Consider the following 18,839-nt stretch of genomic DNA (forward strand, 5'->3'; position numbering starts at 1 on the left):
GGAGCCGGCCTTGCCGGCGAAGCGGCCATTGCAGGCAGCGCAGCTACTGCACCTGCACCATCAGTTCCACCTGCACCTTGGCCAGCATGTGCTCCATCCCCCCGCCCCGGCGCATTCCGCGCACCGGGCACGCATCCAGGTAATCCAGCCCCACCGCCAGCTTCAGGTGGCGCTCGGGCCTGGCCAGCCGATTGGTGATATCGAAACTGTACCAGCCCTCCCCCAGCCAGGCTTCGGCCCAGGCATGGCTGGCCAGGTGCGTGGCGTCCTCGGTGCACAGGTAGCCCGACACATAGCGCGCCGGGATACCCAGGCTGCGCACACAGGCCAGAAACGCATGGGTATGGTCCTGGCAAACCCCCGCCTGCCTGGCGAACGACTCGGCCGCGGTAGTGCCCACCTCGGTGGCGCCGGGGCTGTAGGGCATGTGCTCGGCCAGCGCATTCATCAGCTCGATCAGCGCCGCCCTGTCGCGCCGCTCGCCGCAATGCTGCGCGGCAAACGCCAGCAGCGCCTCGTCGGCGGCGGTCAGCGGGCTGCTGCGCAGAAACGGCAGCGGCGACTGCAGGTCCGGCTCCACCTCGCGGGTGGGGTCGATCTCCACCTGGCCGTGGGCGCACAGCACGATCTCACCGTGGGGCTCGTCCAGGGTCAGTACATGCAGCACGTTGCCATAGGGGTCGAGCTGGCTGCGCACCTTGCGCGGCATGTCCACCTGCCAGTCGATGACCCGCTGGCGCTCGCTGTCCTGGGGCGTGAGGCGCAGGAACTGGATGCTGGTGCACACCTCGTTGGCATAGCTGTAGGTGGTGTCGTGGCGAATGGACAGTTTCATACCACCTCCAGGTAGGCGTCGTGAATGGCCTGGCCCAGGTCGCGGACCTGATCGATGAACTCGATCAGCCAGGCGTGCAGGCCTGCATCGAGGATCTCGTCGATGCCGGTGTAGCGCAGGCGAGCGTTGAGGCCGGCGGCCAGGCGCTGCGCAGGGCGGCCGTTGATGCCCGGCAGGTTGGACAGTTCAAGGTCCAGCTCCTGGATGCAGGCATGCAGCGAGCGCGGCACCTCGGCGCGCAACAGCAGCATTTCCGAAACCTGCTCGGCGTTCGGTGCGTTGCGGTAGATCTCGTTGAACGCCTCGAACGACGACAGGGCGCGCAGCAAGGCGCTCCACTGGTAGTAGCCACGGGCCGACTTGTCGCTGACCTCCTCCGACTCCTCGCCAAACATCTCGTAGCGCGCATCCAGCAGGCGCAAGGTGTTGTCGGCGCGCTCTATGAAGGTGCCCAGGCGAATGAAGCCATAGGCCTCGTTGCGCATGATGGTGCCCGAGGTGGCCCCGCGAAACAGGTGCGAACGCTCCCGCACCCATTCGCAGAACTGGCTGATGCCGTAGCGGCCCAGGCCGTTGCCGGCAATGGCGCGCATCTCCAGCCAGGTGGCATTGATGTTCTCCCACATGTCGGCGGTGATGCGCCCGCGCACGGCGTGGGCATTGCTGCGCGCCGCACGCAGACAGCAGTAGATGCTGCCGGGGTTGGCCTCGTCCAGGGCAAAGAAGTGCAGCATGTGCTCGGTGTCGAGCGCGCCGTGGCGGGCCTTGTAGTCTTCCAGCGTGCCGGCCGCCAGCAGCGACATGGCCAGCTCCGCGTGGCCGTCGCTGCGCCCGGCCTGGGGCATCAGCGACAGCGAATAGCTCACTTCGAGCATGCGCGCGAGGTTTTCCGCGCGCTCCAGGTAACGCGACATCCAGTAGAGGTCTGCAGCGGTTCTTGAAAGCATGGTTCAGTCCTCCACCACCCAGGTGTCCTTGGTACCGCCGCCCTGCGACGAGTTGACCACCAGCGAGCCTTCGCGCAGCGCCACCCGCGTGAGGCCGCCGGGCACCAGGCGGGTCTGGCTGCCCGACAGCACGAACGGGCGCAGGTCGATATGGCGCGGGGCGATGCCGCTTTCGACAAAGGTCGGGCAGGTGGACAGGCACAAGGTGGGCTGGGCGATGTAGTCCTGCGGGCGAGCCTTGAGGCGCAGGCGGAACGCTTCGATCTGCGCTGCCGTCGACGCCGGCCCCACCAGCATGCCGTAGCCGCCCGAACCCTGGGTTTCCTTGACCACCAGGTGCTCCAGGTTGGCCAGCACATGGGACAGCTCGGCCGGCTTGCGGCACTGCCAGGTGGGCACGTTCTTCAGGATCGGCGCTTCGTCCAGGTAGAAGCGGATCATCTCGCCCACGTAGGGGTAGATCGACTTGTCGTCCGCCACCCCGGTGCCGACCGCATTGGCCAGCACCACGTTGCCCAGGCGGTAGGCGGCAATCAGGCCGGGCACCCCGAGCATCGACTCGGGGTTGAAGGTCAACGGGTCGAGGAAGGCGTCATCCAGCCGGCGGTAGATCACGTCCACCGGCTGCGGGCCGCAGGTGGTGCGCATGAACACGCGGTCGTCACGCACGAACAGGTCGGCGCCTTCCACCAGTTCCACCCCCATTTCGCGGGCCAGGAACGCATGCTCGAAGTACGCGCTGTTGAAGCGCCCCGGGGTCAGCACCACCACCGTGGGGTTGTCCAGCGGGCTGGCGCTCCTGAGCGTGTCGAGCAGCAGGTTGGGGTAATGGTCGATGGGCGCGATGCGCTGGGCGGCGAACAGCTCGGGGAACAGGCGCATCATCATCTTGCGGTCTTCGAGCATGTAGCTCACGCCGCTGGGGGTGCGCAGGTTGTCCTCGAGCACGTAGTAGCTGCCGTCGCCATCGCGCACCAGGTCCACCCCCGCGATATGCGCATAGAGGCCCCGGTGCAGCCCCAGGCCACGCATGGCCACCTGGTAGCCCTCGTTGGCCAGCACCTGCTCGGCCGGTATGATCCCGGCCTTGAGGATGCGCTGTTCATGGTAGATATCGGCCAGGAACATGTTCAGTGCCTGCACCCGCTGGATGCAGCCACGCTCGATTACCTGCCATTCGCTGGCCTTGATGCTGCGCGGAATGATGTCGAACGGGATCAGGCGTTCGGTGCCCTGCTCGTCACCGTAGAGCGTGAAGGTGATGCCTGCGCGGTGGAACAGCAGGTCGGCTTCGCGGCGGCGCTGCGCCAGCAGTTCCAGCGGCGTGTCCGCCAGCCAGCGGGCAAACTCGCGGTAATGCGGGCGACACTGGCCCCCTGCGGCATACATTTCGTCAAAAAAAGCTCCGGACATACCCCACTCCTCGCCGTGTTCGTAACGGCTTCTTCTAATTGGCTGCTGTCTTCCAGTACCCGGGCCTTTCAACAGACTTTAGCAAGGGCTGTGCCCAACGCCCGGGAATCGCTCTGCCACGCCCCTTGAGCGCGGCGGGCGACCCGAGCGGTGCATGCATTTGCCCCATAACGGTGCGCGCAACCTGCCCGGTGCACGCTGCGCACCTTTTCGTAAAGACTTGTATCTACGGGGCCTCCCCAGCAGCACATGGCGATCTGGTGGCCTAGAATGCCGACACCTCTTTTCTGCGAGTTGCTGCCATGACCGCTTCGCCATTGCTGACCGCCTTCCTGCCCGTTGCGCTGGGCATCATCATGTTCGGCCTGGGGCTTTCGCTGACCCTGGCCGACTTCGCCCGGGTGGTGAAATACCCCAAGCCGGTGGTCATCGGCCTGGTGTGCCAGATCCTGCTGCTGCCCTTCATCTGCTTTCTGATTGCCAACGGTTTTGGCCTGGCACCGGCCCTGGCGGTCGGCCTGATGCTGCTGGCGGCCTCGCCCGGCGGCACCACCGCCAACCTGTTCAGCCACCTGGCGCACGGTGACGTGGCGCTCAACATCACGCTGACGGCGGTGAACTCGCTGATCGCGATCCTGACCATGCCGCTGCTGGTCAACCTGTCGCTGAGCTACTTCATGAGCGCCGACCAGGCCATCCCGCTGCAGTTCGCCAAGGTGCTGCAGGTGTTTGCCATCGTGCTGGTGCCGGTGGCGCTGGGCATGCTGGTGCGGCGCCTGACCCCGGCCTTCGCGGCGCGCATGGAGAAACCGATGAAGCTGGTGGCGGCGCTGTTCCTGGCCGGCACGGTGATGCTGGCGCTGATGAAAGACTGGGCCACCGTGGTCGAGTACGCGCCCCTGGTAGGCGCAGCCGCGCTGTTGTTCAACCTGGTGAGCCTGGGGCTGGGCTACTATGTGCCGCGGATGCTGAAGATTCCGAAGCGCCAGGCCATCGCCATCGGCATGGAGATCGGCATCCACAACGGTACGCTGGCGATTGCACTGGCGCTGAGCCCGACCCTGCTCAACAACTCGACCATGGCCATTCCGGCGGCGCTGTACAGCCTGATCATGTTCTTTACCGCCGCCGGGTTTGGCTGGTGGGTGAGCCGCAACCCGGAACCGGTGGCAGTGCTCGACTGACTGCACGGCAAGGCCGGCTGCTACGGGGTTCTGTGAACGGCGCAACCCCCTGTAGGAGCCGGCCTTGCCGGCGAAGCAAGCCAACACCGTTCAATTGCGTTGCTCCAACCGCCGCTGCCGTCTGCCCAGCCAGCCCCCGGTCGCCGCCCACCCCAGCGCAATCCCCGCCCCGATCAGCATCGCCAGTTGCGGGTGCTCGCCCAGCACATCCAGCCCGCGCTTGACCCAGCCACTTAGCGCATCGCCACCGCGATAGACCACCGTGTCGATGAAGTTCTTGGCGCGGTACTTCTGCTCGGCCGGCAGCACGGTGTACAGCATCTCGCGCCCCGGCCGTACCAGCGCATACTCCCCCGCACGGCGCACCACCATCACCACCACGAACACCGGGGCCAGGGCCAGCCACAGGAAGCCGGCCACCATCACCAGCGGCACCGCCACCAGCAACACGCCCACCCCCATGCGCCGCGCGATGCGCCCTGTGAAAAACAACTGGGTGAGGATCGCCAGCGCCTGCACCACGGTGTCGATCAGGCCGAACACCTGGGTCTGGCGGGTGCGGTCGGTAAAGGTCTGTGCCACCAGCCGCGCCTGTTCGAAGTACAGGAAGGTGCTGATGCTGGCCAGCAGCACCACGAACAGCGCCAGCATCAACAGGTAGGGCGAACGCAGCACCTCGCCGGCCCCGGCGAACGGGTTGCCGCCCAGCGGCCGGGAGCGCGGGTGTTCGGCCTCCGCCGGCAAGGGCGCACGGTCGCGCCAGCGCTGCAGGTAGGTTGCCGCGCCGATGCTGCCCAGCAGAAACAGCGTGGCCAGCAGCACCAGCCCGGCATGCCCGACCACGCCCACCAGCAGGGTACCCAGTATCGGCCCCACCAGCCCGCCCAGGCTCGCACCGGCTGCCAGCAACCCGAACAGGCGCTTGGCCTGCTCGTTGCTGAACAGGTCGGCCAGTACGCTCCAGGCCAGCGAGATGCTCAGCAGGTTGAACACCGACAGCCAGATGTAGAACGCCCGGGCCACCCACAGGTTGTCGGGCTGCACCGCGAACACCAGGGCGAAGGCCAGCAGGTTGCTTGCCAGAAAGCCGTAGGTCCAGGGCAGGATCCTGCGCCGCCGGGCCCGCGCCACCACCCAGCCGAACAGCGGCAATGCCAGCAAGGTGACGATGAAGGTGCCGGTGAACAGCCATTGCAGGTTGTCGACGCCGCCGGCCACCCCCATGGTCTCGCGTACCGGGCGCAGCATGAAATAGCCGGCGAACAGCAGGAAGAACAGCGCAAGGCCGCCCACCACCGCCGGGGTTTCGTCGTCGTGAAAGGTGAACAGCCGGCCCAGCAGGCGCATCAGCCGAACATCTTGATCAGCGCCTGCTGCCGGGCCGTGTCGAGCAACGCGCCACTGCCGGCCTTGAGCTGGTCGCGTTGACGGTCCGGGCGGCTGGTGGCCGGGATCACGGTCGTCACTGCCGGGTGACTGAGGGCAAATTTGAGAAACAGCTGCGCCCAGCTGCCAATGCCGGCTTCGCCGGCCCAGCCCGGCAACGGCTGGCCCTTGACCCTGGCAAACAGCCTGCCGTCGTCGAAGGCGCGGTTGATCAGTACCGCCACGCCCTTGTCCTGTGCCAGCGGCAGCACCGTGCGCGCGGCGCCAGGTGCATTCACCGAATAGTGGATCTGGATGAAGTCCAGCGGCTCGCGGCGCAGGATGCGCTCCAGTTCGTCCAGCCCGCCATCGGTGTAATGGGTAACGCCCACGTAACGGGTCTTGCCCTGGGCCTTGAGTTCACGGGCGTAGGGCAGTTGGCGCTGCCAGTCGCGCAGGTTGTGCACCTGCAGCAGATCGACCTTGGCGGTGCGCAGGCGGCGCAGCGTCTGGGCCCATTGCGCCTGCGCCGCAGCCTGGCTGTCGGCGGCGATCTTGGTGGCCAGGAAGGCGCGCTCGCGCCAGCCGCCCTCCTCCAGCAACTGGCCCAGTATCGCGTCGGCGCCGCCATAGTTGGGCGAGGTATCGATGACCCGGCCGCCACCGTCGAAGAACACCTGCAGCACCGCTTTGAGCTGCTGGTACTCGGGGGAACCCGCCGTCACCTCGAAACTGCCCGAGGTGCCGGCGCCGATCACCGGCAAGGCCTCGCCGGTGGACGGCACCTTGCGCTCGAGCAGCGCCGTGTGGGGCTGCGCCAGGGCGTGCGGGCGGCTCAGCAGCAGCCCCAGGCCAGCGGCCAGGGCAGCACTGGTGGCGAGAAAACGGCGACGCGTAGGCATGCGCAGGCCTCCTGCAAAGCGGCGTTGGAAGGGGTCAAAGGGTCAAGCATAGACCATGGCCCAACGGCGCCGATTTGCTCAATTGCCATGCGCTTCTATATTGAGCTAGTCCCTGTTGCGAGTGCCAAGCGTGGCCAGCACCGATCGGTTGATCATCTGCGAACACTGCGACTGCGTGTATGAACGGGTCGAGCTCGCCAAACACCAGAAAGCGCTATGCCTGCGTTGCGGCGCCGTGCTGCAGCGCCATAACGGCCTGGATGTACAGCAGCGCCTGGCGCTGAGCCTCACTGCAGCGATCCTGTGGATGTTCGCCAACTTCTACCCGGTGATGAGCATCAGCCTGCAAGGCCTGCACAACAGCGCCACGTTATGGGACTCGGTGCGCGCCCTGGCCACCGGGCCGATCACCTTCATCGCCCTGGTGGCCGCCATCGCGATCATCATCGCGCCGATGTTCCAGCTGTTGCTGCTGCTGTGGGTGCTGGTGCATGCCCTGGGCCGACGCCGCTCGCCGGCCTTCAGCCTGTGCATGCGCTGGCTGGAAACCCTGCGCCCGTGGAGCATGCTGGAGGTGTGCCTGCTGGGGTCGATGGTGGCGGTGTTCAAGCTGGCCGGGCTGCTCGATGTGCTGCCAGGCCTGGGGTTGATCGCCCTGGCCGCCCTGAGCCTGCTGATGATCCGCCTGGCCGGGCGCGATATCCGCGACCTGTGGGTGTACCTGTCTTGAACGCGCCGCCGCTGGCCAGCGAGCTGGGCCTGGTGCTGTGCCATGCCTGCGGGCTGGCCTGCGACAACCGCGACCACCCCACCCAGTGCCCTCGCTGCGCAGCGCCGCTGCATGAGCGCAAGCCCGAGTCGCTGACCCGAACCTGGGCGTACCTGATCGCCGCCCTGGTGTTCTACATCCCGGCCAACCTGCTGCCGGTGATGAACACCAAGCTGTTCGGTGCCGGCGACGACAGCACCATCATGAGCGGCGTGCTCGAGTTCTGGGCCCATGGCTCATGGGACATCGCACTGATCATCTTCATCGCCAGCATCGCGGTGCCGGCCACCAAGTTCGTGGCCCTGGGCCTGCTGCTGGTGACTGTGCAGCGCGGCAGTACCTGGGCCCAGCGCCAGCGTTCGAAGCTGTTCCGCTTCGTCGAGCTGATCGGCTACTGGTCGATGCTCGATGTGATCGTGGTGGCGCTGGTTGCCGCGCTGGTCAAGTTCCAGGCCCTGGGCGACATCGAGCCGCGCCTGGGCATTCTGTTTTTCGGCATGGTGGTGGTGTTCACCATGCTCGCGGCCATGAGCTTCGACCCCCGCCTGATCTGGCAACCGCCCAACGGCAAGGAACCCGCGCATGAGTGAAGACAGCAACCACAGCGCGGCACAACCGGCCCGCCCGGCGGTGCAGACCCGGCGCTTCAGCGTGTCGCTGGTGTGGATCGTGCCGATCGTGGCAGTGCTGGTGGGCATCTCGCTGGTGGTGCACAACTGGCTGCAGGAGGGCCCCAGTATCCAGGTCACCTTCAAGACCGGCCAGGGGCTGGAAGCCAACAAGACAGCAGTGAAGTACCGCAACGTGGTGATCGGCCAGGTCAGCGAAGTGGAGCTCAGCCAGGACCAGAAGAGCGTCACCGCCACCATCAAGCTGGTCAAGCAGGCCGAGAACTTCACCCGCCAGGACTCGCTGTTCTGGGTGGTGCGCCCGCGCATCGGTGCGGGCGGCGTAACGGGTATCGACACGCTGTTCTCCGGTGACTTCATCGGCGCCGATGCCGGGCAGTCGGACACCCGCGCCAAGACCTTCACCGGCCTGGAGACACCACCGCCAATCACCTACGGCGAACCCGGCAAGCGCTTCAACCTGCATGCCTCCGACCTCGGCTCGCTGGGCGTCGGCTCGCCGGTGTACTACCGCAAGATCCAGGTCGGCCAGGTAGTGTCGTACGCGCTGGACGCCAACGGCAAAGGGGTCAATGTCGAAGTGTTCGTGCACGCCCCCAACGATGCCTTCGTCACCGACAACACGCGGTTCTGGAACGCCAGCGGCGTGGATGTCGAGGTGGGTGCCAACGGCTTTGCCCTGCGCACCGAGTCGCTGTCGTCGCTGATGGTCGGTGGCGTGGCGTTCAGGGCGCCGGACTACAGCCCCGACGACCAGCCGGCAGCCGAGGACAAGACCTTCGAGCTGTTCGATGACCGCCCCTCCGCCCTCGCCCCGCCGGCGGGCAAGGCGCAGTACCTGGCGCTGCGCTTCGACCAGGCGCTGCGCGGGCTCAAGGTGGGCGCACCGGTGGAGTTCCTGGGCATGGAATTCGGCCGGGTAGTCGCCATCAACCTCGACTTCGACGCCAAGACCCGCACTTTTCCGGTGAATGTGGGCATCGTGATCTACCCGCAACGCCTGGGCCAGGCGCATACCAAGATGCTCAAGGTGCTCAATCACAACCCTGACGATGAACAGGCCGGCGTCCGCCTGATGGGCACCTTCATCGACAACGGCCTGCGCGCCCAGGCCCGCAGCGGCAACCTGCTGACCGGGCAGTTGTACATCGCCCTGGATTTCTACCCCAAGGCGCCCAAGGTGACCTTCGACCCGAGCGCGCGCCCCATCACCATCCCGACCATCCCCAGCAGCCTGGAGCAACTGCAGGAGCAGTTCCAGGCCATGGTCGAGAAGATCAACAAGCTGCCCATCGAACGCATCGCCGGCAACCTGGACGCCAACCTGGTGGAGCTGCGCAAGGCGCTCAAGCAGTTCAACGGCAAGACCCTGCCCGGCATCGAGGGCACGCTGCAGGACATGAGCACCACGCTCAAGAGTGCCAATGCGACCCTGGCCGACGACTCGCCACAGCGCGAGCAGCTGTCGCAGACCCTGGACGACCTGGGCCGCATGACGCGCTCGATGCGCGAGCTGGCCGACTACCTCAAGCGCAACCCCGAGTCGCTGCTGCGCGGGCGGCCCGACAATGCCCCTGCCGATGCCTTGCAACCTTCCTCGCGCCAATGAGCACTGGAGCCCGCCCCATGACCTATCTGCTCAAACCTTCGCTGCTTGGCATCGCGCTGTTGCTGGCGGCCTGTCGCAGCGAGCCGGTGCACTACCACACCCTGGTGCCTGCGCAGCTACAGGCCGGGGCGACCCGTGCGGTAGACGTACGCATAGAGTCCATCAGCGTGCCGCCCCAGGTCGACCGCGAGCAGATCGTCGTGCGTCACGGCGACAGCGGCCTGGCGGTGCTCGACAGTGAATGGTGGGGCGCCAGCCTGGTGGATGAACTGCGCAGCGCCTTGAGCGGCCAGCTCAACAGCAATGCACCGCGCACCCTGGGCCTGCGCCTGGAGGTGCAGCGCTTCGACTCGGTACCCGGGCAATACGCCCTGCTGGAGGCGCGCTGGCGCCTGCGTACGCTGGGCGGCGATGCCAACCGCCCCGCCCTGCGCTGCCACAGCCTGGTACGCAGTGCGGCGGGCACCGGTATCGCCGAGCTGGTGGCAGCCCAGCAACGCAACGTGGCGCGTCTTGCAGGGTTGATAGCCCAGGCGGCCGATGACACCCGGGCCGGGTGCCCGGCCTCCGGTTCCTGAGGCATCGGGCCGGTCAGCTTACTGGGCCGAGCCCACCGGCATGCCCTGCGGCCCCGGTGTGACCACCACGTCCAGGTCGATATGCTTGAACTCGGGCTTGGCACCAAGGCGTGCATTGAAGCGGTAGTTGAAACTGAACGGATCGTTGGTCGGCACGTTGAGTGCGTGTCCGTAGATCGGCTCGACCGCCGCAGCGTCATACCCCAGCAACTGCAGCAGCGTGGGGAAGATGTTGTAGTGGCTGGAGCGGTCCTTGTTGGTCGCCAGTTGCGCCTGCCAGTCCAGGGTCTTCAGGCCCTGACCCTGGATCACCACCAGCGGCACCAGGCCCTCTTCCTCCACCGGGTTCTCGCCACAGTGGGTGTTGAGCCCCGGGTTGCCGCGTTCATGCAGGTCCTGGCCATGGTCGGAGGTGTAGATGATCACCGCCTGGCTCAGGTCGGCCTGGGCAAACAGGCGCTTGAAGAATTCGCCCACGCTCCACAGCACGCTGTTCTTGTACGAGTTGCGGTACAGCACCCAGTCCTGCGGGGTACCACTGAACCCGTCGCGCTGACCGGTATCGGCGATGTCGGCATAGTGGCCCCGCGGCAACGCCGGCGTGTAGGTCATGAACGCATCCGGGTACTTGTCGTGCACCGGAAAATGCACCCCCACCTTGTTGATCACGATCAGTTGCGGCTTGCCGTCGCCCAGCAGCTCCACGAGCTTTTGCAGTGCGGCCATGTCGCGGTCGCGCACCGGGGTGGTGTCGAACTGGATGAACTGGTCGATGTCGCGCTTTTCGGTGGCATCCATCAGGTTCTGCAGGTTGCCGCCGGTGCGCTGGCTGTCGATGTAGACGGTGCCAAGCCCGGCCTGTTTGGCGTACTGCCAGATCGACGGCAGGGTCGAGTTGATGCGCAGGTAATCGCTGCGGGTGCCGCCGTAGCGCAGCGTGACGTTGGTGTCGGCGCTGCAATTGGCGATGGAGGCGGCATAGCCGTAGTTGAAGATGCTGGCCCCCGGCTGGGGGTGGGTGAGGTTGCTGGTGACCCCGTTGGGGGTATTGAGGTCCAGGTAGTTGCCCGAAACGCTCTCGTCGATGATCAGCACGATATCGCGCGCCAATGGCGGGCCGCTGCGCGCCAGCGTCACTGGCTGGCGCGGGCCCACGCTGTCGTGCAGCGATTCGTAGAGGAACAGGTTCAGGTAGGCCAGCGGCGTGTACATCACCGGCAGGCCGCGTGCGCCCTCGCCGGCACGCACGAACAGGATGCCGGTCAACAGCGCCAGGCCCAGCAGCGGTGCGGCCCACGCCAGGGTGCCGGGCAGCCGCTGCACCGGGTCCGGGCGCAGGCCCAGCCCCAGCAGCAACAGCAGCCCCTTGGCCGCGACCCCCACGATCACGCTGTGGTACTGCTCAAGCGCCTCGCCGATGAACCCACCCGAATACACCATCGAAACGAAGGCGCTGTAGGTGAGGTATTCGGCGGTTATGCGCGTATAGGCGTCGAAAAACACCGCGCTGGCACAGAACCCCACTGCAAACAGCCAGCGCACCAGGCCCTGGCGTATGTTCGCGCATAGCCACAGGGCAGCCACCAGCAGCACGAACACACCGGCATACAACACCAGTGCCACCCCCAGCCCGATCGCCTCGAGACGCTCGAGGTAGTACGCATGGAAACTCAGAAGGTAAACCAGCAGCAACAGTCCCTTGATGTAAACGCGCATGACTTCCCCGCCAGAAATGTTTCCCCCAGCCCACTGAGGTTTCCCACACGGTAGCAGGATGCCGACAAAGCGCAAACCACAGTTTGTCAAAAAAATGACGAAATGTAGGGCGCCGATTATGACGCTTTTGAAGCGCGAATCTGATGCATTCGCGAAACAACCCACATTCCACGAGCCACGTTCTACGCGGGCTACGACCGTTCATCGCATTGACAACCGGCCAAGTGCCAGCCCATTTCGACGCTAAGGTACGGATTGGAAAAGGGTTGATGGCAAAACAGTGGAACTCCTACCACCTGTAACTCTACAGATACATGCCATAGGTTTGACACAAACCGGCTCAGCTGGTCTATACCGAATTCACACCCGCTGTTTCACTTTCATTACTCCATACGAGGCACGCCAGCATGGATGTGAGCGTATTTGGCACCGGTTATGTCGGACTTGTGCAAGCTGCCGCCTTGGCTGACGTAGGTCACCGGGTACTCTGTGTCGATGTAGACGCCCATAAAATCAGTCAGTTGCGACAAGGTGTTCCACCTATACATGAGCCTGGCCTGTCGAGCATGCTCGAGGAAAACATCAAGGAAGGTCGGCTGTCGTTCAGTACCCAGGCCAGCGATGCCGTCGCCCACGCCGAACTGATCTTCATCGCGGTCGGCACCCCACCGGACGAAGACGGCTCGGCCGACCTTTCCCACGTGCTGGGCGTCACCCGCCAGATCGCCGGCCTGATGGCGGCGCACCGCACCCTGATCATCAAGTCCACCGTGCCGGTGGGCACCGCCGACAAGGTGGCCGCGCTCGCCCGCGAGGAGCTCGACCGGCTGGGCAAGCATCAACTGCAGGTGCGGGTGGTCTCCAACCCCGAGTTTCTCAAGGAAGGCAGCGCCCTGGCCGACTGCATGCGCCCGGATCGGATCATCGTCGGTACCGCCGATGACCAGGCCCAGCAGCAGTTGTCCGAGCTGTACGCGCCGTTCTGCCGCAATCATGAAAAGCTCATGTTCATGGACAACCGCAGCGCCGAGCTGACCAAGTACGCAGCCAACGCCATGCTCGCCACGCGCATCAGCTTCATGAACGAACTGGCCAACCTCAGCGAGTTCCTCGGTGCCGACATCGAATCGGTGCGCAAGGGCATCGGCTCGGACCCACGCATCGGCTACCACTTCATCTACCCGGGCTGTGGCTTTGGCGGGTCGTGCTTCCCCAAGGACCTGCGTGCGCTGCTGCATACCGCCGAACACAGCGGCATGCCGCTGCGCCTGCTGCAGAGCGTGAGCGAAATCAACGACAGCCAGCGCCAGATCCTGTTCAGCAAGCTCAAGCGCAGCTTCCCCGGCAGCCTGAAGGGCAAATCCATCGCCCTGTGGGGCCTGGCCTTCAAACCCAATACCGACGACATGCGCGAAGCCCCCAGCCGCTACCTGATGGAGGCGCTGTGGGCCGAGGGCGCCACGGTGCGCGCCTTCGACCCCGAAGCCATGGCCGAATGCCGGCGCCTGTATGGCTACCGCGATGACCTGCAACTGTGCGCCACCCGTGACGACACCCTGGAAGATGCCGATGCGCTGGTGATCTGCACCGAGTGGAAGACCTTCCGGGTGGTGGATTTCAACCTGCTGGCGCAAAAGCTGCGCCAACGCCTGATCATCGACGGACGCAACCTCTACAGCCCCGAACAGGTGGCAACCTTCGGCCTGACCTACAGCGGCATCGGCCTGCGCCAGGTACAACCGCAGGTATCGGCGCCATGAGAATACTGGTCACCGGTGCGGCCGGCTTCGTCGGCGCACACTGCACACTGCGCCTGTTGCGCGACGGCCATCAGGTCGTGGGCCTGGACAATTTCAACGACTACTACGACCCCGCGCTCAAGCAAGACCGCGTGCGCTGGGTCCAGGCCCAGGCCGGCGATTTCGACCTGCGCCGCCTGGACCTGGCCGACGGCCCAGGCATCGAGGCGCTGTTCGCCGAATTCGCCCCCGAGGTGGTGATCCACCTGGCCGCCCAGGCCGGGGTGCGCTATTCGCTGGACAACCCGCGCGCCTACGTGGACAGCAACCTGGTGGGTTTCCTCAACATGCTCGAGGCCTGCCGCCGCCATCCGGTGCAGCACCTGCTGTATGCCTCCTCAAGCTCGGTGTACGGCAGCAACCAGCGCACACCCTATGCCGTGCAGGACGCAGTGGACCATCCGCTGTCGCTGTACGCCGCGAGCAAGAAGGCCAACGAACTGATGGCCCACAGCTACAGCCACCTGTTCGCCATCCCCACCACCGGGCTGCGCTTTTTCACGGTGTACGGCCCGTGGGGGCGCCCGGACATGTCGCCCATCCAGTTCGCCCAGGCCATCAGCCAGGGCCACCCGCTCAAGCTGTTCAACTACGGCCAGCACCAGCGCGACTTCACCTACATCGACGACATCGTCGAAAGCCTGGTGCGCCTGGTCCCGCTGGCCCCGGTCAGCGACCCGGCCTGGGACCGCCTGGCCAGCGACCCGGCCAGCAGCCATGCGCCCTGGCGCATCTACAACATCGGTGGGCAACGGCCGGTGGCCCTGACCGACTACGTGGCGCTGCTGGAAAAACACCTGCAGCGCACCGCCCAGGTCGAGTTGCTGCCCCTGCAGCCCGGTGACGTGCTGGACACCTGCGCCGATGCCAGTGCCCTGGCCCAGGCCACCGGCTTCACCCCGTGCATCTCGCTGGACGAAGGGCTGCGCCGCTTCGTCGCCTGGTTCGTCGATTATTACGCGCACACGCCCGACGACGCTGTGCGGTCCATCGGGCAAACGCCGGTTGCCGCGCCCGAGCATCAACGGAGGGTGGTATGACAGGCCAACAGAAAAGTGCTGAAACCCAGGCCCTGCGCCAGGACAAACGCATGGACCCCAATCACCGCATGCGCATCGATGCGGCGATTCACATGCAGGGCCGTGGCTGGATGACCGGGCGCGCCGGCGGGCGGCCGTGGACGCTGTCGCGCACCAACCGCGTGCTGTCGTTCATCGGCGCGCTGATGATCGTGCTGTTGATTTCACCGCTGCTGCTGGTGCTGGCCGTGCTGGTCAAGCTGAGCAGCCCCGGCCCGGTGTTCTTCGTGCAGCAGCGCACCGGCTACCGCGGGCGCAGCTTCGGCATGTACAAGTTCCGCACCATGGTCGCCAACGCCGAGGACCTCAAGGAGTCGGTGCGCCACCTGAACAAGCACGGCGCCGACGCCATCGACTTCAAGATCGACAAGGACCCGCGCGTAACCCGCATCGGCAGCTTCCTGCGGCGCAGCAGCCTGGACGAGCTGCCCAACCTGTTCAACGTGATCCGCGGCGAAATGCGCCTGGTGGGCCCTCGCCCGACCTCCTTCAACGCCTATCGCTACAAGGACAGCCACCTGGCGCGCCTGAGCATCTACCCCGGCATGACCGGCCTGTGGCAGATCTCGGGGCGCAGCAACATCGACTTCGACCAGCGGGTCGAGCTTGACCTGAGTTACATCGCCGAACAGAGCTTGAGCCTGGACCTGAAGATCCTGCTCAAGACCCCCTTCAAAGTCTTCAGCGGCCACGGAGCAAGTTGAATGGACGGTTCTACTTCGAGAAGTCTGACCATCGCCACCCCCAGCGAAACCAACCTGACGTCCACCGTGCTGGACCAGGAGCAGCGCGTGCTGCTGCTGACCGCGGCCAATACCGGCAGCGGTACCAGCACCAGTGCGCTGGCCTTCGCCAAGCAGCTGACGCTGATGAGCGGCGGACCGGTACTGCTGGTGGACAGCAGCCCTACCAGCAACAGCCTGACCCAGCAGATGGGCCTGCAGAAGCTGCCCGGCTTTCGCGACCTGCTGTTCGAGCAGGACACCCCGCCCGTGCTGCAGGACTGCCTGGTGCGGGTGTCAGACCAGCCTTTCGACATGCTGCCGTGCGGCCAGTACCGGCGTGGCAACGAACGCCTCAACCCGGACCGCCTGCGTGCCCTGCTGAGCCAGCTCAGCGCGCACTACCGCTTCGTGGTCATCGACGGCGAGGCGGTGTACTCCAGCGTCGACAGCCTGGTGATCGGCACCCTGGTCGATGGCGTGATCCTGGTGGTCACCGCCGAGGACACCCGCTGGGAGGTCGCCCAGGCCGCCGCCCAGCGCCTGACCCAGGCCGGCGCCAAGCTGATCGGCAGCGTGTTCAACCGACGCCGCTACTACATGCCCAAATGGCTTTACAACAATCTCTGAGCAGCCAGGCTAAGGATGACGCTATGAATGTGAAACTGTTCGCCCTGCTGGCGCTGCTGCCTCTGGCAGCCTGCACCAGCCAGGAGCCACGCCAGATGCCGGTGCAGATCATGACTGCCAACGCGGCCAACGCCCAGGACACCGAGCTGCCACGCGGCGAGCAGGCGCTGCGCCCGGGGGACGTGCTCGATGTGATCTTCCATATCAGCACCAGCGGCTCGCAGGCCTATCGCATCCAGCCCGGTGACACCGTAGGCCTGGGCTTCCTTGCGGCCAGCTCGCTCAACGGCAACCAGCTGGTGCTGCCCGATGGCACCATCGAACTGCCACGGGCCAACACCTCGGTGAACGTCGCCGGGATGACCCCGGACGAAGCGCGCCAGGCCATCCAGCAGGCCTACCGCAACAAGCGCCTGTTCCAGCCCAACCGCGACCAGATGACCGTGCAGGTGATCAGCCCGCTGACCAACGAACAGAACCTCAAGAGCGCACTCAACCACCCCGCCACCGGCATGAGCCGCGAGATCACCGTGGGCACCGACGGCCAGGCCAGCTTTCCGGAGGTGGGCGCGGTGCCGCTGCAGGGCATGACCGTCACCCAGCTGCAGACCTTCCTCAACAAGCGCTACGCCGACCTGCCCGGGCGCATGACGGTGGACGTGATGCTCAAGTCCACTGCGGTCAACGAGATCTATGTGCTCGGTGAGGTGGCCCAGCCCGGCGCCTATCCGATCCGGCGCCCGGTATCGGTGCTCGAAGCCCTTACCCTGGCCCGCGGGCCCAGCCTCAAGGCCCGGCTCGACTCGGTGGTGATCATGCGGCGCAACGGCAACCAGGTGCAGGCCGTGCCCTACAACGTCGACAAGGCCCTGGACGCCAGCGCCGCGCAGGTGGCCTACCTGCAGCCCGACGACATGCTCTACGTGCCCAAGACCAAGCTGGCCAGCGCCGGCGAACTGGCCCGGCAACTGGCCGACGTGGTGCTGTTCCAGGGGGTGGGCTTCAGCTTCTCCTACCGCGTCGACAACAAAGACAGCAACAACTAAAACCAGGCAGGTGCACGCGCATGACTACCAAAGAAAACTACCTGCATGAATTCTTCAGGATCCTCTTCGCCAACCGTCAGTTGGTGAAGCGGGTATTCCTGGTGTTCGCAGTGATTGCCCTGTTGCTGCCGCTGGTGCTCAAGCAGAGCTTCGACATCACGGCCGAAGTGATCGTGCAGTCGAAAAAGCTCTCCCAGAGCGATACCAACACCGCCCTGGCCCAGGAGACCGACAAGTTCATTCCGCCTTCGCTGGCCGACATGGAGACCGAGAGCAACATCCTGCGTTCACCCACGCTGATCCGCCAGACCATCACCCAGCTGCGCGACGAGGGCCTGTATGACGTGCCCCCCGGCCTGCTGCAGCGCCTGGTGTTCGGGCCGATCCGCAGCCTGATCGTCAACCCGCTGCGCGAGTATGTGGTCAACCCGGTGCGCAGCCTGTTCGGGCTGGAGGTCGACCCGGTACGCGATACCCAGCTCGACACCCTGACCGACGACGCGATCAAGGACCTGAAGATCGAGACCCTGCCCGGCTCCAACGTGGTATCGATCACCTACAGCTTCCCCGACCCCAAGGTCGGTACGCTGTTCGTCAGCCGTCTGCTCGACAACTACCTGCGCAACCGCCAGAACCTGCAGTCCAACGAACTGCCGCAGGAGTTCTACGAGCAGAAGAAGATGCAGTACCAGGTGCGCATGGATGACCTGGAAAGCAAGCGCCTGGGCATGCTCGAAGGCATCGGCTCGTCCGACCCCAAGGAAGAGATCACCTTCCGCCTCAATGCCATCAACACCGAGGAACAGGCACTCAACCAGTACCGCGATCGCCTGCTGCAGAGCCAGCAGTGGCTGGAATACCTCAAGACCAGCCTGGCTGCGGCCAGCAACGCCAACATGCGCGACTTCGCCTTCCCCTTCACCTTCACCCAGACCGTCGACAACGTGGCCTTCGAGGACCGCGAGATCAAGCAACTGGGCGAGCAGCTGACCACCCAGGTACTGACCTACGTCAGCGACCTGGCAGTGTTCCAGCCCGGCAGCGAGCAGATGCTGCTGCAGCGCGAGCAGATCGCCAAGACCCGCCAGCAGTTTCTCAAGATCGTCGCCAACCGTATCCAGGAGCGCGAGAAGGACCTGGCCGTGGTGCAGAACGTGATCGCGCAGAAAACCCAGCGCATCGCCGACTACAAGAGCCGCGTGCACCAGTTGCAGGAAACCCAGAGCAAGGCGCGTCAGCTGGATACCGAGATCGATGCCCTGCACAAGGCGTTCTTCACCTACACCCAGCGCTACGAAGAAGCCCGTGGCGAGCGCCTGCTGTCGGGTGACGTGTCCAACGCACGGATTCTCAGTGCGCCCTATGAGCCCGCCGAGCCAGCCTTTCCCAAGCCGATGCTGATCATTCCGTTCGGCATGCTGACCGGCCTGCTGCTGGGCATCGCCCTGGTGTACGTGCGCGAGTTCTTCGACCATCGCTTCAAGCACCCGGCGCAGATCACCCAGCAGCTGGGCTTGCCGGTACTGCTGGTGATCAACGACCAGACCCCGGAAACGCACAACCCGCACAAGGGCTGGTCGCTGCCACGGCTGGTGCACTGGGTGCGCAATTGAACG

The 18,839-nt window shown here is 65.4% G+C and carries 17 protein-coding genes; 11 read left to right on the plus strand and 6 right to left on the minus strand.

Annotation, left to right across the window (positions count from 1 at the left end):
• Positions 1 to 43 precede the first annotated feature (43 nt).
• Genes V9K84_RS08875 through V9K84_RS08885 form a run of 3 tightly spaced genes read right to left on the minus strand, consistent with a single transcriptional unit; the run spans position 44 to position 3,195 of the window.
• Positions 44 to 835, minus strand: a complete 792-nt coding sequence (locus tag V9K84_RS08875; protein WP_054914468.1) for a transglutaminase family protein — start codon at positions 833 to 835, stop codon at positions 44 to 46.
• On the minus strand, positions 832 to 1,782 hold the full coding sequence (locus V9K84_RS08880; RefSeq protein ID WP_043861214.1) for an alpha-E domain-containing protein: 951 nt from the start codon (positions 1,780 to 1,782) through the stop codon (positions 832 to 834). Before V9K84_RS08880 ends, V9K84_RS08875 begins: the two co-directional genes overlap by 4 nt.
• A gap of 3 nt (positions 1,783 to 1,785) precedes the next feature.
• Positions 1,786 to 3,195, minus strand: coding sequence for a circularly permuted type 2 ATP-grasp protein (locus tag V9K84_RS08885; protein ID WP_043861213.1), 1,410 nt, complete (start codon positions 3,193 to 3,195; stop codon positions 1,786 to 1,788).
• Between the two features lie 302 nt (positions 3,196 to 3,497).
• On the opposite strand from V9K84_RS08885, the gene V9K84_RS08890 reads away from it, so the two are divergent.
• On the plus strand, positions 3,498 to 4,379 hold the full coding sequence (locus tag V9K84_RS08890; RefSeq protein WP_043861212.1) for a bile acid:sodium symporter family protein: 882 nt from the start codon (positions 3,498 to 3,500) through the stop codon (positions 4,377 to 4,379).
• Positions 4,380 to 4,469: 90 nt separating this feature from the next.
• On the opposite strand, the gene V9K84_RS08895 is transcribed toward V9K84_RS08890, so the two are convergent.
• Entirely contained in the window at positions 4,470 to 5,726 is a 1,257-nt protein-coding gene (locus V9K84_RS08895; protein ID WP_088515053.1) for an MFS transporter, read from the minus strand.
• Positions 5,726 to 6,646 (minus strand): aldo/keto reductase, encoded by a 921-nt coding sequence (locus V9K84_RS08900; protein ID WP_088515054.1) that lies wholly within the window; start codon positions 6,644 to 6,646, stop codon positions 5,726 to 5,728. Before V9K84_RS08900 ends, V9K84_RS08895 begins: the two co-directional genes overlap by 1 nt.
• Positions 6,647 to 6,776: 130 nt before the next feature.
• On the opposite strand from V9K84_RS08900, the gene V9K84_RS08905 reads away from it, so the two are divergent.
• From V9K84_RS08905 to V9K84_RS08920, 4 genes are read left to right on the plus strand one after another with little or no spacing between them, the layout of a single operon-like run.
• Positions 6,777 to 7,376, plus strand: coding sequence for a paraquat-inducible protein A (locus V9K84_RS08905; protein WP_043860615.1), 600 nt, complete (start codon positions 6,777 to 6,779; stop codon positions 7,374 to 7,376).
• Positions 7,373 to 8,005, plus strand: a complete 633-nt coding sequence (locus V9K84_RS08910; protein WP_043860614.1) for a paraquat-inducible protein A — start codon at positions 7,373 to 7,375, stop codon at positions 8,003 to 8,005. The genes V9K84_RS08905 and V9K84_RS08910 overlap by 4 nt, the downstream gene beginning before the upstream one ends.
• The gene (locus V9K84_RS08915; protein WP_088515055.1) at positions 7,998 to 9,653 is read left to right on the plus strand and encodes an MlaD family protein; all 1,656 of its coding nucleotides are present in this window, start codon (positions 7,998 to 8,000) and stop codon (positions 9,651 to 9,653) included. The genes V9K84_RS08910 and V9K84_RS08915 overlap by 8 nt, the downstream gene beginning before the upstream one ends.
• 17 nt (positions 9,654 to 9,670) lie before the next feature.
• Positions 9,671 to 10,231, plus strand: a complete 561-nt coding sequence (locus V9K84_RS08920; protein WP_088515056.1) for a PqiC family protein — start codon at positions 9,671 to 9,673, stop codon at positions 10,229 to 10,231.
• A gap of 18 nt (positions 10,232 to 10,249) precedes the next feature.
• Here the strand turns inward: V9K84_RS08920 and V9K84_RS08925 are convergent, their stop codons facing one another.
• On the minus strand, positions 10,250 to 11,947 hold the full coding sequence (locus V9K84_RS08925; RefSeq protein ID WP_088515057.1) for a sulfatase-like hydrolase/transferase: 1,698 nt from the start codon (positions 11,945 to 11,947) through the stop codon (positions 10,250 to 10,252).
• A gap of 407 nt (positions 11,948 to 12,354) precedes the next feature.
• Here V9K84_RS08925 and V9K84_RS08930 point away from each other — a divergent pair, with 407 nt between their 5' ends.
• The 6 genes from V9K84_RS08930 to V9K84_RS08955 are packed head-to-tail and all read left to right on the plus strand — an operon-like array spanning position 12,355 to position 18,836.
• A complete protein-coding gene (locus V9K84_RS08930) occupies positions 12,355 to 13,707 on the plus strand; it encodes a UDP-glucose/GDP-mannose dehydrogenase family protein (protein ID WP_088515058.1) in 1,353 nt (450 codons plus the stop codon).
• Positions 13,704 to 14,786, plus strand: coding sequence for an NAD-dependent epimerase (locus V9K84_RS08935; protein ID WP_088515059.1), 1,083 nt, complete (start codon positions 13,704 to 13,706; stop codon positions 14,784 to 14,786). The genes V9K84_RS08930 and V9K84_RS08935 overlap by 4 nt, the downstream gene beginning before the upstream one ends.
• Positions 14,783 to 15,529 carry a sugar transferase gene (locus tag V9K84_RS08940; protein ID WP_043860608.1) on the plus strand — a complete coding sequence of 249 codons (747 nt, stop codon included), beginning with the start codon at positions 14,783 to 14,785 and terminating at the stop codon, positions 15,527 to 15,529. Before V9K84_RS08935 ends, V9K84_RS08940 begins: the two co-directional genes overlap by 4 nt.
• Positions 15,530 to 16,177, plus strand: a complete 648-nt coding sequence (locus V9K84_RS08945; RefSeq protein ID WP_043860607.1) for a CpsD/CapB family tyrosine-protein kinase — start codon at positions 15,530 to 15,532, stop codon at positions 16,175 to 16,177.
• Between the two features lie 23 nt (positions 16,178 to 16,200).
• On the plus strand, positions 16,201 to 17,223 hold the full coding sequence (locus V9K84_RS08950) for a polysaccharide biosynthesis/export family protein (RefSeq protein ID WP_088515060.1): 1,023 nt from the start codon (positions 16,201 to 16,203) through the stop codon (positions 17,221 to 17,223).
• 20 nt (positions 17,224 to 17,243) lie between these two features.
• Positions 17,244 to 18,836, plus strand: coding sequence for a GNVR domain-containing protein (locus tag V9K84_RS08955; protein ID WP_043860605.1), 1,593 nt, complete (start codon positions 17,244 to 17,246; stop codon positions 18,834 to 18,836).
• Positions 18,837 to 18,839 lie beyond the last annotated feature (3 nt).

The sequence above is a fragment of the Pseudomonas sp. AE27 genome (assembly GCF_037113495.1).
GTDB classification, from domain to species: domain Bacteria; phylum Pseudomonadota; class Gammaproteobacteria; order Pseudomonadales; family Pseudomonadaceae; genus Aquipseudomonas; species Aquipseudomonas palmensis.